Annotated in this window: 18 protein-coding genes; 13 read left to right on the top strand and 5 right to left on the bottom strand. The window is 51.4% G+C overall.

The genetic code is table 11. The features are described from left to right. Positions 1-65 precede the first annotated feature (65 nt). The 6 genes from VGS11_05900 (at position 66) to VGS11_05925 (ending at position 3,436) form a co-directional block, all read left to right on the top strand. The gene (locus tag VGS11_05900; protein HEV2119620.1) at positions 66-440 is read left to right on the top strand and encodes a hypothetical protein; all 375 of its coding nucleotides are present in this window, start codon (positions 66-68) and stop codon (positions 438-440) included. 89 nt (positions 441-529) lie between these two features. After that, complete coding sequence (locus VGS11_05905) at positions 530-811, top strand: Mut7-C RNAse domain-containing protein (protein HEV2119621.1); 282 nt, start codon at positions 530-532, stop codon at positions 809-811. Positions 812-845: 34 nt separating this feature from the next. Continuing rightward, a complete protein-coding gene (locus VGS11_05910) occupies positions 846-1,361 on the top strand; it encodes a hypothetical protein (protein ID HEV2119622.1) in 516 nt (171 codons plus the stop codon). Between the two features lie 71 nt (positions 1,362-1,432). After that, positions 1,433-2,713 (top strand): FAD-dependent oxidoreductase, encoded by a 1,281-nt coding sequence (locus VGS11_05915; GenBank protein HEV2119623.1) that lies wholly within the window; start codon positions 1,433-1,435, stop codon positions 2,711-2,713. A gap of 2 nt (positions 2,714-2,715) precedes the next feature. Continuing rightward, positions 2,716-3,012, top strand: coding sequence for a hypothetical protein (locus tag VGS11_05920; protein ID HEV2119624.1), 297 nt, complete (start codon positions 2,716-2,718; stop codon positions 3,010-3,012). Between the two features lie 55 nt (positions 3,013-3,067). Further along, positions 3,068-3,436: a hypothetical protein gene (locus VGS11_05925; GenBank protein ID HEV2119625.1), complete on the top strand. Its 369-nt coding sequence runs from the start codon at positions 3,068-3,070 to the stop codon at positions 3,434-3,436. A gap of 8 nt (positions 3,437-3,444) precedes the next feature. Here VGS11_05925 and VGS11_05930 read toward each other — a convergent pair whose 3' ends face one another. Further along, positions 3,445-4,428, bottom strand: coding sequence for an electron transfer flavoprotein subunit alpha/FixB family protein (locus VGS11_05930; GenBank protein HEV2119626.1), 984 nt, complete (start codon positions 4,426-4,428; stop codon positions 3,445-3,447). Positions 4,429-4,431: 3 nt separating this feature from the next. Continuing rightward, positions 4,432-5,241: an electron transfer flavoprotein subunit beta/FixA family protein gene (locus tag VGS11_05935; protein HEV2119627.1), complete on the bottom strand. Its 810-nt coding sequence runs from the start codon at positions 5,239-5,241 to the stop codon at positions 4,432-4,434. Positions 5,242-5,310: 69 nt separating this feature from the next. On the opposite strand from VGS11_05935, the gene VGS11_05940 reads away from it, so the two are divergent. The 7 genes from VGS11_05940 to VGS11_05970 all read left to right on the top strand — a co-directional run bounded on the left by VGS11_05940 (position 5,311) and on the right by VGS11_05970 (position 10,884). Next, positions 5,311-5,598, top strand: coding sequence for a twin-arginine translocase TatA/TatE family subunit (locus VGS11_05940; GenBank protein HEV2119628.1), 288 nt, complete (start codon positions 5,311-5,313; stop codon positions 5,596-5,598). A 106-nt stretch (positions 5,599-5,704) separates the two neighbouring features. Further along, positions 5,705-6,604 carry a twin-arginine translocase subunit TatC gene (locus tag VGS11_05945; GenBank protein ID HEV2119629.1) on the top strand — a complete coding sequence of 300 codons (900 nt, stop codon included), beginning with the start codon at positions 5,705-5,707 and terminating at the stop codon, positions 6,602-6,604. A gap of 324 nt (positions 6,605-6,928) precedes the next feature. Next, complete coding sequence (locus tag VGS11_05950) at positions 6,929-7,354, top strand: winged helix-turn-helix domain-containing protein (GenBank protein HEV2119630.1); 426 nt, start codon at positions 6,929-6,931, stop codon at positions 7,352-7,354. A gap of 10 nt (positions 7,355-7,364) precedes the next feature. Further along, a complete protein-coding gene (locus VGS11_05955; GenBank protein ID HEV2119631.1) occupies positions 7,365-7,667 on the top strand; it encodes a hypothetical protein in 303 nt (100 codons plus the stop codon). 245 nt (positions 7,668-7,912) lie between these two features. Further along, the gene (locus VGS11_05960; protein ID HEV2119632.1) at positions 7,913-8,224 is read left to right on the top strand and encodes a twin-arginine translocation signal domain-containing protein; all 312 of its coding nucleotides are present in this window, start codon (positions 7,913-7,915) and stop codon (positions 8,222-8,224) included. A gap of 3 nt (positions 8,225-8,227) precedes the next feature. Then, entirely contained in the window at positions 8,228-9,655 is a 1,428-nt protein-coding gene (locus VGS11_05965; protein ID HEV2119633.1) for a DUF4331 domain-containing protein, read from the top strand. 155 nt (positions 9,656-9,810) lie between these two features. After that, entirely contained in the window at positions 9,811-10,884 is a 1,074-nt protein-coding gene (locus VGS11_05970; GenBank protein ID HEV2119634.1) for an adenylosuccinate synthetase, read from the top strand. A gap of 5 nt (positions 10,885-10,889) precedes the next feature. Here VGS11_05970 and VGS11_05975 read toward each other — a convergent pair whose 3' ends face one another. The 3 genes from VGS11_05975 to cofD form a co-directional block, all read right to left on the bottom strand. Continuing rightward, positions 10,890-11,543: a hypothetical protein gene (locus tag VGS11_05975; protein HEV2119635.1), complete on the bottom strand. Its 654-nt coding sequence runs from the start codon at positions 11,541-11,543 to the stop codon at positions 10,890-10,892. 69 nt (positions 11,544-11,612) lie between these two features. Continuing rightward, on the bottom strand, positions 11,613-12,281 hold the full coding sequence (gene cofC, locus VGS11_05980; GenBank protein HEV2119636.1) for a 2-phospho-L-lactate guanylyltransferase: 669 nt from the start codon (positions 12,279-12,281) through the stop codon (positions 11,613-11,615). After that, a complete protein-coding gene (cofD, locus tag VGS11_05985) occupies positions 12,278-13,216 on the bottom strand; it encodes a 2-phospho-L-lactate transferase (GenBank protein HEV2119637.1) in 939 nt (312 codons plus the stop codon). Before cofD ends, cofC begins: the two co-directional genes overlap by 4 nt. Between the last annotated feature and the right edge of the window lie 6 nt (positions 13,217-13,222).

Genomic DNA, 13,222 nt, shown 5'->3' on the forward strand with positions numbered 1-13,222 from the left:
CGCCTATGCTACGTTCAGAACCGAGAAGGCGCAGTTACTCCGAGAGCTGATCAACCACGATCCAAATGTCCAGAAAAGCCTTAGTGATAGGAGCTCAATCGGTTCTGAACATTTTCTTGGCCGGCTGGCTTTACAATGAGTACGTTCACAACAGGTTCATGCAGGACTATCTATCCAGCACATTCTCTCCTACGAGTCTCGCATTGCCGGTGGGATTGGTGGCAGTTGCCGCAGTCGCGGGAGGCTCACTTACTGCTTACTCAAGAAGACACCACATCTCAACAGGTCGTATATCACTTGGTCTCAAGACAGAGATGCTCGCTGGCACCGAAGAGAAATTGGCGCTTCTAGATACGTGTCCGTTCTGTAGTGTACCGCTCAAGAATATCTCAGAGAATCGTTTTCAATGCAGGAAATGCCGTAGATACTTCAAGAAATAGAAAACTCCGGTCTCCTCAGAACCATCACTGGGAAAGCTTCTAAGGAAGCGCCCGTCGAAACTCCTGCCAAACCGAAGCGCGTCCAGAATATGCAACGACCTACAGTCCTCCTTGACGAACAGTTGTTTGGGCTAGATGAATATCTTAGAGATCTCGGCTGGACAACAACAAAGGTACGACCGGGAATTACGGATGATGCAGTCGTCAATCTCGCGAAGGATAACAAATACATCGTGGTAAGCCTTGACAAGAAGCTCCTCAGCAGGTGTCGGGTAATGGGAATCCCCTCAGTTGACCTTGGACTCGAGGTACAAGCCAAGATCGTACATGAGTCACTCCAGAGAATCGTCGCCAGCAAGGCGCGTCCTTGAACGATTTGTTAGTCTCTAGGAGAGAGTTCTCACGTTGAACAGTGAAAAGGTGGCCGACGATGTCTCTCAGTATCTTCAGGAAGCGAGTTACTATCTACGGAAGAGAGGTCTCAGCATGGAACAGGTATCCAAGGCACTTGAAATTTCGGAACAGGAGGCGACCCGACTTTGTCAAGAATTCGAATCAAGGATAGCCTCTGGTGATGCAGTAGAAAATGAAGTCGACAGGAACCTCTGGGAAGATGTTTACAATGACTCTGTTGGCAACGAGAAGATAACCTTCGTGAGAGACAACGGGTTCTATCATTGTAGACGAGCCGACCTAGACAAGATGGAATCCCCGGCGCTCATGGCGATTTTTGAGACGAGCAAGAAATTCCTCGATTTTGATATGTACAGAAGATATCTGGACAGCAAGCCACCAGTGGGCTACGATCCAATGGCGATGCAGAGACAGATTAAGCGAGCTGTTGACTTGATCGAGCAAGTCTTGAAACGTAGATGGGAGAACGGAGGGTCAAAAGGGAATGACAGCACGTCTTCAGGCTGACGCTCGACCCCTCCACGCCTTGGCCTAGAGCTAAACCCGATAAACCCCAGAATTGGTTCAAGGTGAGAGATTTGTCGCTAGAAGGATTCGAAGTCGCAATTGTCGGCGCAGGTCCGGCAGGGAGCGCCGCCGCAATAACACTCGCGCGAGAAGGCGTCCAAGTTCTGCTTGTTGAGCGCGGCACCTTTCCAGGTTCGAAGAACGTCTTTGGTGGAAGGATCTATAGTTACGCGGTCAAACGTCTGCTTGGAGATCTATGGAAGGATGCGCCTGTTGAAAGATTTGTGAGAAAAGAGGGGATCACGTTTATGACGGCGGAAAGCTCGTTCGGCGTCGAATTCGAATCGAAGGATCCGACTGGAAGCTTCACATCTATCCGAGCCAAGTTTGACAAGTGGCTGGCCGAGCAAGCCGAGAAAGCAGGCGCCTCTCTAATAACAGATTCAAGAGTTGACGATCTAATAATCGATGGCGGTCGAGTTAGGGGAATAGTCGCCGGTCAAGATAAGATCCCAACAGACGCCGTGATCGCCTGCGATGGAACCACTACAAACCTCGCGCGCAAGGCCGGACTGACAGCCATGCTTGAGCCTTACGAGATGTCGATTGGCATGAAAGACGTCATCGAACTCCCTCCAAACAAGATTGAAGAACGCCTTGGTCTTGAGCCAGAAGAAGGAGCAGCCCACGTATTTGTTGGAGAATGCTCTGGCGGACTTCGAGGCGGAGGCTTTCTCTACACTAACAAAGATAGCCTGGCCTTAGGAATGGTTGTTGGGGCGGACGATACGTCGACGAGGGCAGTCCCGTCCCACACAGTGATGGACAAGCTGCGAAACCACCGCAAGGTTCGGCGACTCATAAGAGACGGGAAGACAATCGAATACGAGGCTCACATGATCCCCGAAGCAGGGCCAAAGATGCTAACCAGGCCCTACACGGGAGGCATGCTCGTGGCAGGAGACGCGGCTGGACATCTGCTCAACAATGGCTACACGTTCAGAGGCGTCGACATGGCAATTGTCTCAGGCATTGCTGCGGCCCAAACAATTCTTGAGGCTCGCAAGAGAAAGGACTTTTCAGCTCAATCACTCCACACTTACGAAAGAAAGCTGAGGGAGGAGCCGGCCCTCAAAGACATGTATACTTTCAGCAAAGTGCCAAGATACCTACGCAACGACAGACTGTACAATGTGTACCCTGAGCTAGTTTGCAATGCTGCAGAGGCAGTCTATCGCGTTGATGGAAATGGAAAGCGAAAAATCTACAAGGAAGTGAGGGCACAGACGAAAGGTAAGGTCTCCACAATGAGTTTGATACGGGACCTTCTTGCAGGAGCGAGGACATTCTAGACATGTCTGAGAAACAAGAGGAGATGAGTCTCGACAAACGATTAGCCCTAGTTAGCTTCAGCAAGGACCCCGAACCGTTTATTGTGGTGGACACTAAGCTCTGTCAACAATGCGAAAAGAAGCCATGCCTCTACATCTGTCCAGCCCAGGTGTACTCATGGCAGGACCAGCTGAATTACAACACCGAGGGTTGTATGGAAACTGGCGCCTGTCTAATCGTTTGTCACAAGATCGGTGCCAAAGCCATTAGCTGGAAATACCCCTCTGGCGGAAAGGGAGTAAGCTTCAAGCTAGGCTGAGCCTGGAAACCCTCTTAACCAGCAACGTATCGTCTTCGCAGACAGGAAATCAGGAATGAGCAGCCAAATGGTCGAGATAGCTCACGAACCACTGAAACGGATCGTCATCCGAGAACTCGTCAAATACGATAACCCGCAACAGCTAGTCAGTGCGTTATCGTTCATCATGAAAATGGGACAGCCCGTGCTACTGACATGGGCTGAAAGCATGGTGTTTGTATCACAGCCAATCCCTCCCTCAGACATGCCTGAGGAATATGCTCGCGGGGAACTCTACATAGCGTCAATAAGCTATGCACCCATGGCCGAATTTGTCCACAACGTTAAGTCGGGAAACATTGAGATGCCCGTGATAGACGTGTCTCGAAGCCCGCTTAGTCAAGAACTTGCAAGATTCCTAAAGTCAAAGCTGGACGACGCCTAACAAACCCGTTAGTTCTTACCATAGTACTTTTTCATCTCCTGAGTGAGAGCAGGGACAACTTCGAAAACATCTCCGACAATCCCGTAGTCCGCGAACCCGAAAATTGGGGCCTCAGGGTCCTTGTTGATAGCGACTATCACCTTCGAGTTTATCATGCCAACTCTATGTTGAATGGCTCCAGAGATGCCGCATGCGATGTAGAGGGTTGGGGAAACGGTTCTACCCGTTTGTCCAACCTGGTCTGAGTGCGGCCTCCAGCCGGCATCGACAGAGGCTCTCGAAGCTCCTACAACCCCGCCCATTACGCTTGCAAGGTCTTCCAGAATCTTGTAGTTCTCAGGCCCGCCCATCCCTCTTCCCCCTGACACGATAATTCCTGCCTCAGTTAGGTCCTGTTTCTTTGCCCCGTGTGTGGCGAATTCCTTTACGGTCATTCTCGTCGTAGGCTTGTGGAATGGGGGATACTCGATCGACGGACTGGTTGGAGGGACTCTTTCCTTCGCGGTGAATACATTTGGACGAAGGGTTGCAACCTTGGGATTCCCCCTCATCTTGACCTTTAGCAACACTTTGCCTGCGTAGGCAGGGCGAGTTGCAATGAGCTCATCGTTTCTGAGCTCCAGATCGGTGCACTCGGTTGCGACAACCGTGTTGAGATGGATCGCGAGACGCGGTGCTAGGTCCTTGCCGGTTGAAGTGGCTGGAATGAGGATGATGCTAGGGTTAATCTTCTTCGCCAAGTCTAGGGCGATTTGTCGATAGAAATCTGGCTGGAAGAGACTCAAAGACTCGTCGTCTACTACGGAAACCTTGTCCGCGCCGAACTTACCGAGAGAATGTGCCTGATCCCGTATTCTATGTCCTATTGACAATGTGTGAACTTCGCTCTTTGAGAGGTCGGCCAGCCGTCTCGCCTCTGTTACAGCTTCAAATGCAGATTTTCGGAATTCGCTTCCGGAGGATTCCGCGAAGACAAGTATTGGGCCTGGCATGTGCTAGATCACTTTAGCTTCTTCGTGCAGAACCTTGACCAACAGTGGGACGGCCTCGACGCCCTTTCCTAGAACTCTGCCGGGAGGGCGGGGTGCAGGGTATTGGACCGAGACCGTCTCTAGCACGCCGGGGAACTGTTGAGGCTCTTTCATGAGAATAGCCTTCTTTCTAGCGGCGACTAACTCTCGAAGGGAAGCATACCGAGGAACCGTCAAGTCTTTCTCGGCGGTAAATGCAGATGGAAGCGTAGCTTCGACGATGATTACTCCTCCCTCAACCTCTCGATGAGCTACGGCTTTGCCGGAGGAGATGTCGAGTTTGACGATTTGAGTGACGCATGGGATTCCAAGAAGCTCGGCAACCATCAGGCCTACTTGTTGATTGTCATCGTCAACACCTTTCTTGCCAAATAGTAGAACATCAAATTCGACAGCCTTCAATTCAGCCGCAATTGCTCGAGCAACCGCGCTTGGGTCATCCGGAAAATTTTCGCTCTTGAGATGGATGGCCCTGTCTGCGCCAAGCGCAAGGGCTTTGAGAATTACGCTGGTTGACTTCTCTGGTCCGAGCGTGAGAATCGTGACCTCTCCGCCATGTTTTTCCTTCAGCTGGACGCCTTGTTCCAAGGCGTATTCCTCGTAAGGGTTGATCACGAACTCCGCATCGGTAGTAACGATTGACTTCCCATCTGGCGCTATCTTGATGCGAGTTGCTGTGTCCGGAACGCGCCGCACGCACACGACTATTTTCAGTTCTCGCCCGCCTTTGGTGAACGCAAGTTGGGCCGAAGAATAAGGTTTCCTCGAAAGCAATGGGTTTCTGTACTAATTATGGTAAACAGTTAAAGCCCGGAACTCATTGACACTTGAGACGAGAAAAGTATGGCTTTAGGAGACCCGTTCCAGATCCTACTGATACTGGGCGTACTTGCCGTAATACTGATCTGGGGCCCACAAAAGATACCGGAGCTAGCGAGGTCCATCGGAAGGGCACGCAAAGAATTCGACGACGCTTCGAAGGGACTTACGAATCCCATCTCTTCCTCTCAGCCGAGCCTCTCTGCGTCTGACCCACTGACCGATACCGCCCATAAGTTGGGAATCAATACCCAAGGCAAGACTCGACAAGAGATATCTGACGAGATCGTCAAAGCAGCCCAGACAAAGTAGTCGAACAAGTTCCCGCCTTCACGGTTAGCCGCTACCTACTTGTTATGAGGCCAGTTGAAGACGGTCGGAGAATCATATTGGGCATCGATTGGAACAGTAAGGGAGAGTGAAGCTTTCGGAAGAAGAACGATCTCGGGATAAAGTTCTCCCCCTGTGGGATCATATCTCAGAGCTTTCCAAACGAGTCAAGGTTTGGATCTATTCCTTTGTTATTGCAACGCTCTTCTACCTTGCATTCCCATCTGACTTATCGTTCTTACAGAACCCCTTCCAAGTGTACCATCCAATAATCACGACCATTCTCGGTGGCATTAGGACTAGACTGTTGCCCTCGCAGTACATACTGATCGGGGGAACAGTCACCACGCCTCTGGAACTAATCGTCGTAGGATCGGCGGTGTTCGGATTCGCCACAAGTGTCCCTGTACTCGCGTACGAAGTGTACAAGTTTGTAGACCCGGCAATCAAGCCGAGCGAAAAACAGTCGGTGTACCCGTTCGTCGCTGCGTTTTCCATCTTGTTTTTGGTGGGGGCGTCGTTCGCGTTTTTCGTTCTGCTTCCGTTCATATTCTTATTCTCTCTGCCCTTCTTCCAGGCTGTCGGAATATCGACCTTCATTTACGCGGACCAATTCTACAACCTCGTTTTCTTCGTCATGGTTCTCGCAGGCTTTGCCTTCACGATCCCTGTCTTCTTCGTGCTGTTGGTCAAATTGCATGTTCTCGGGACCAAGATGCTAACCAAGAATCGGAAGTATGTCTGGGCCTCAATCTTGGTTTTGACGGCGATAGCATCACCAGACGGTGGACCTTTGGCCGACGTCGCACTGTTTGTTCCGATAATCGTCCTTCTGGAAGGTGCAATCTGGTATGCCAAGCGGTACGAAAAGGGACGAGCGGAAAACGAATTGAGTACACCGCCTGTCGAAATCACATGCAACTATTGTGGGGGAGACATGGACGCAAGCGGAGTCTTCTGCGGTCGTTGTGGAAAATCAAGGTTCTAGCCTTGATGCTATTCTCTCGCCGGAGACTCCGGATCGGTTAATAGAGCCTGATTCGAGGTTCGCAGTAGATGATGAATTTCCGCAAAACACGCGGACGGAGCGTTCTCAGCCGACGCAATGACGAACGACATCGGGCGGGCTGATGATAGAACACTGTCCGCCCGAATCTCATCCTTCCGAATTTCCTTACGACCATGGTCTTTTATGACTGAGTCAGGAAGGTCGTGACGAAAGTCCGACCTCACTGAGACATTCGGAGAAATATTATGACGAGACCAAAGAAGGAATTCAACTGGACCCGCCTGACAATCTCAGGGTAGACTCATGATAATGATAAAGTCGCAACCGCTTTCTGAACTTGGTCAACTCCTTCATAAGATCCCATTTTTACAAACCACGTCAAGAGAAGACCCAAGGGTCTCTCTCTACGGCGAGAAATACCTCAAACGACTCCTGTGGTATCTGTTCGCCGGAACGCGTGGAGGACCTAGCAGGGCTGAGATCATTAAGGCACTGCAGAATCGTCCTTGCAACGCAAATCAACTCGCGCAGATCCTCCGCGTTGACTACAAAACCATCCAGCACCATGTTGGGGTTCTAGAAGAGAATGGGCTGATCATTCCCTCGAACAAGGGATCGTATGGTGCTGTTCTCTTTCTTACCCCCAAGATGGAGGAAGCTCTTCCAATCCTCGACGAGATTTGGAGTAAAATTGGAAGAAGAAAGATAAACGAAACAAATGTGGAGTAAGTGAGCGAGCTTGGGTTTTGCACTATGGGCTAGCGCCATAGCCGCTTTTGCGAACATAGCAATGACCCTTGCGTTGCTGGCGATTTATCTGGGGACATATAGAAAGGTCAAGTCTTCTTTCACAATGGGTCTAGTTCTCTTTGGGAGTTTTTTTGTAGTCTTAAACCTGGCAATTCTGGTCTTCTGGCTCTTTCTCTTCGAAAACGTGAGTTCAGCCGGCACTCTTGTGGATCAAGCCTCGACCTACATGCTCCTCGTGAACGTGGGGGAAGCCCTAGCCTTGGCAAATCTACTAAGAGTGACGTGGAAATAGAGCGCGGGAGTACCTCTCCTCTCACTACCACCCTTCCAGAAATCGTCGGATCGTGCAGAAGCTTCGCGCTGTTGGCCAGCGGCATAGCGGGCTATACCCGCATTTGTCCGCCAAGCATGGCTAAGCTATCGATTACTCTGGAAGCACGTCCTTGATAGCTATCTTTGGATAGAATATGGGCTAGATTCCGGGCAGATTTGGAAAAACCGTTAAAAATCAATCGGAGCCATGTCGACCAGAAATCCTTGAAAGATAACAAGAAGACTGACGAGAAAGTTCAGTCCGAAGCGGACTACAGCAACAAGATATCCCGAAGAGATTTCCTGAAATTCGGTGTCGGCGCTGCCGCTGTGGCTGCAGGTGCCACAGCCCTCATAGGCAAAATCCCGGTCCCAGCAGAGCAAGCGAAAACGCCTGCGGCTAACAATAGCCCGGAGCCCATTGTCGCTTCTGTAAGTGGTGATCAGCTAACAGTCATGAACGGACTGGTTTCGGTGAAAGTGAAGGATGCAGGGTTAGCTGCTCAGATCGCAGAAAAGCTGCGAGAAGGGAACTAGAACTTGACCTCTCATAGAGAAGCACCTAAGATCTCCAAGGACCCGGTCGCAGACAACACCGACCTCTACGCCTTTATCAGCCCGGACAAGCCTGACACAGCAACCATTCTAGCCAATTACATTCCATTGCAGGAACCCGCTGGTGGCCCCAACTTCAACACATTCGGGGACGACGTTCTCTACGAGATAGTGATAGACAACAATGGCGACGGAATAGAAGACATAACCTACCAGTTCAGATTCAAGACCAAGATCGGCAATCCGAACACTTTCCTTTACGCCACCGGACCGATCGGGTCCCTCACCGATTCATCATGGAACGTCAAACAGTTCTATTCGGTCACAAAGGTAGTCGGACCCCGCAGGAAAGGCAGATCCACGATCCAGGGAACCGACCTCCCAACCCCACCAGTCAACATTGGACCACGGTCGACACCGAAGTATACAGACCTAGCAAACGCGGCGATCAATACGTTAAGCGACGGTTCGACCGTATTCGCTGGTCAGAGAGACGAAGCATTCTTCGTAGACCTTGGATCAATATTCGACCTCGGAGCTCTTAGACCGGTCCAGAACTTCCACCTCATACCTACAACCGCGGCCCCAGGAGTCGACGCAACAAAGGGGTTCAACGTCCATACTATCGCGATACAAGTTGCTAGGAGCAAACTAACATCCGACGGATCGACCCCCACCGATCCGCTAGGAAAGAACTCAACGATTGGAATATGGGCATCAGCAAGTCGACGAAAGGCAGCCATCCTTCCAAACGATGGAGACAGCGCCAGATCGGGCGACGACGAACCTGATGGAGTCGTGACCGGACCCTTCACACAAGTGTCCCGGTTGGGAATGCCACTGATCAACGAAGTGATAATCCCACTAGGCAAGAAAGATTTCTGGAACACGTCTCTTCCAAGGTTCGACTCCCAATTCCTCCAATATTACCAGACACCCGAACTCCAAAAGCTGCTCCCTGTGCTCTACCCAGGAGTGTTCCCGAACCTGGCAGCAGTTACTGAGGCCCGCGCAGATCTCATAGCAATACTTCTAACAGGAATACCCGCTGGCATCATTCCAGGGTTCCAAAACTTCACAGGACCCCTCCAAGCAGACTATCTCCGCCTGAACCTTGCAATACCTCCAAACAATACCAACCCCAACCGGCTAGGACTCGTCGGGGGAGACCCTGCAGGATTTCCCAACGGGAGAAGAGTCCTAGATGATGTAGTGGATGTAGAAGTCAAGGCAATAGCAGGCGCCACTCTGCCTCTAGTGGACAAGAACTTCACAACGGATGGTGCCGTAAGTCTCGTTTCACAAGGAATCACGGGGAATCCCGTCCAACCGCCCAACGGCACACCGTTTCTGTCAGTGTTTCCGTACCTACCGCACCCGGTCCCTGGCTACGAACACTCTCACGACCCGTAAGCGAAACCATTGTGCGGCCGCTGCTGCCGCACTCTCTACCTTTTTCAGGGCACATTCACTTAGATTCGAAGCTCTATCCTAGATCAGAAATTAGTTTTCAGAGAGTCATTTCAAAAGTCTTATTCTACCGCAGTTCTACGCTGCGTGGATACCTGTTGCCCTGCACGGTTATTGTTGGCGGATTCTTCGGGGACGAGGGAAAAGGGAAGATAGCCGCTTATCTGGCGATGAAGGATAAACCCCACATATGCGTTCGGGGCGGGAACGGCCCCAACGCGGGCCACACCGTAATCCACGGTGGTATCAAGTACTCGCTGAGGCTAATTCCGAGCGGGTTTGTCAACCCCTCGACCCGCCTTCTAGTCGGCCCCGGGGTCCCCGTCGACCCCAGCGTGCTCCTCGACGAACTCCGCCTGACCGACTCGGAGCGCAGGATCGAAGTCGACAACCAGTGCGCAATCGTTGAACCACGACACAAGGAGCAAGAATCACGTTCAGATCACCTGTCAAAGAAAGTCGGCTCCACAAAGAGTGGGGTTGGAGCTTGCAATGCAGAGCGAGCATTGAGAATGGTGAAATTGGCTCAGCAGATTCCGAGCCTCAAACCATACGTCGGCGATACTGTTGGAGAAATTCAGGAAGCGCTTTCTGAGAACAAGAAGGTCATGATTGAAGGGACCCAAGGCACCTTTCTCAGCCTGTATCACGGAACATATCCCTACGTCACCTCCAAAGATACAACCGCCTCTGCGGCATGCGCCGATGTTGGCGTCGGTCCCACTCAAGTTGACGATGTGATTGTCATCTTCAAGGCCTACGTAACACGAGTAGGAGAAGGACCCCTAGAGGGACAACTAGATCGTGATGAAGTTGCGCGCCGCGGGTGGACGGAGTTTGGAACGGTTACCGGGAGAGAGAGAAGAGCCGCACCTTTCGATTTCAAACTCGCAAGGAGAGCTGTTCAACTCAACGGCGCAACACAGATCGCATTGACCAAACTCGACGTGCTGTTCCCTGGCGCCAAGGGGACCCGGCGGCTGGAAGATCTCGATGGACGAGCCAAAGAATTCATTTCGAGGATCGAGCAAGAGACCGGAGTCTCCGTTACTTTGATTGGAACCGGACCCGGAGAAGAGGACATTATTGACCGAAGGAGAAACAATGAGTCGATGGCTGTTCAACCAGTGCTTGAATCCAAGAAACTCAGGCGCGTCGAAGCTAGAAGATAGCGAATCTAAGGGGTTTCCCGAGTTGGTCCCGCTCTCGCTGGCTTCATCCTGGCGAACCAGGTTCTAACTTCCAAATTCGGGGCAACTCTCGAAAGAGCCTTTACAACCAAGAAGGGGACAAGTCCGGCCAACACAGTTTGTATGACGTTGTAAAAGGCCAGTCCAACGAAGTAGAAACTTAGGAATGAAGCTGAGAAAACTGTGTTGGGTGCGAATACGAAAATCAGAAACGCGTAGTTAATTGGCGTCAAGATGATTGCCCTTAGTATGGCGCCTGTTCCCAACATGATGCCGAATCCAGTTAGCACCCCGCCTTTCCGCTTGAGAATGCGAGAATACGCTCCGTATCCCAACCACATTCCAAGGAGCATGCTCGTTACGCCGAACAACTTGAGCAAAGGTCCGAATATGGGGGAAGCCGTCGGCAGGAAATTAAGGACCAAATAATGGATTAGAGTCGTGAGTAAGCCTACTGCGGGTCCAAACAACAGAAACGCGAGAACATCTACAATCTCCGCAAGGTCGAGCTGAAGAAACGTAAATCCCGGAACGGGATAGGGTATCTGAATGAGGAAGGCAATTACCGCTGCCAACGCACCGAACACCGCGGCCCCGGTAAGTGAGGTGGTTCTCGAAGCGTTGACCCTCTGGACGGTCATGGCGCCGCCGGCTAGGTTCTACTCATAAAAGAGTTTCTACCCACAATTGAGTTGAGGGTCTGGATTGCTCTATCGGGCGCTTTGTGGTATGGCGTGAAGCAATTCTGTTTCTTCAAGACATCCACCCGTGTGTGTTTTTGCCAGAGGGTCCTTTCTCCTCATGGTGATCAGATCCTCCGGGGTGTCAACGTCGAAAGACAAGCGGGGATTCGAGAAGGAATAAACAACGGCCCCGCTCTTCTGAGCTGCTCGAAGGTGAGTGCTGAAACTCCATCTTCCATAGGATGGGTCAATAACGTTGGGAGGTTCTCGAACCATGATGTTTGTCCCCGCCTTCAGCGACGGAGATAAGACGACCATAGGAACTGAGTCTCCGAGCGAGTACAGTTCTTTCAGGTCTCTCGGTTCCAGAAGCGGAATGTCTGCAAGGATCACGGCCACAGAGGACGCCTTCTGCGTGAGAGCAAAAAGCGTTGATTGTCGGACACCTGCGTTGAGCCCTTGTCCTTCCTGGCGGAGAAATGATCCTTCACGCAAGTTGGCCGCCTTCTCAACATTCGGGTCCGGAGAAACAACTAGGATTCGACTGAAAAGTTCGGATCCCTCGGCTGCGGCCAGCACGTCCTCCAACAAAGCGATGATGAGTGTTTTCTTGTCTTTTGGGCTAAGGGATTGGGAAAGCCTGCTTTTGCTATCGATGAGGCCCTTAACAGGAATGATCGCGAAGTTCTTTGTCAAAGGGTTTCCGCCAGTTTTAACGTATCTTCTGCCAATCGCGCTCTGGCGGCGGATGAGTCCATAATTGTCTGTGTTGAGGCAACTTTCATTCCAAGCCCGGTAATGTTCGGAGCTACAGCCTTGTCAACATCGTCGATGACGAAGCCTCTCAGGAGTCCTTTGTAGAGCTGAGCCACTCCAAATGGAGAGACCTCCAATCCCAAGTGGCGCATGATTCGATCTAGGGGGCCCTTTATCGATCTCCCTCCAACGATTGGACTAATCCCGAGGATTCGGCCCTTCGTCTTCGCTAGGGCGTTCCGGATTCCGGGTACGGCGAGGATGGGTCCGATGCTGAGGATGGGGTTGCTTGGGCAGAGGATTATGACTTCTGACTCCTCTATCGATTCAGCAACTCCTGGGGCAGGAATCGCTATGCTTGCTCCTTCGTAGCTTACGTCCTCTACGTTATCTTCGTATTTTCTCTTGACGAAATACTCTTGAAAATCCAAGAGTCCGGCGGAGGTCTTGATCTTCGTAGCCACCATTTGGTCAGTCATGGGCAGAATTCTGACCTTCACTCCTAGCATAGTTCGAATTTTCTCGGTCAATTCCGATTGGCTGAATCCTTGTTGGAGGAAGGCAGTTCTGAGTAGATGGGTCGCGAAATCTCTGTCTCCGATACGGAACCATGTCTCAGCTGAGTATCGTTCCAGTTGTGTCATGCAATTGTAAGTGTCCCCAGTGATCCCGTACCCCTTTTCCTTGTCAACAATTCCCGCAAGCGTATACGTTACAATGTCAATGTCAGGGCTGATGTGGACCCCGAGGTAGTCAAGGTCGTCTCCTGTGTTAACGACTGCTGTTACCTTTTCAGGCGGAAAGACTTGCGCAAGCCCGTCCAGGAAACGGGCTGCTCCTACCCCACCTGCGAGGCAGACTACTGAGCGAAACATGCGGAA

Source organism: Candidatus Bathyarchaeia archaeon (genome assembly GCA_035935655.1).
Taxonomy (GTDB): domain Archaea; phylum Thermoproteota; class Bathyarchaeia; order 40CM-2-53-6; family 40CM-2-53-6; genus 40CM-2-53-6.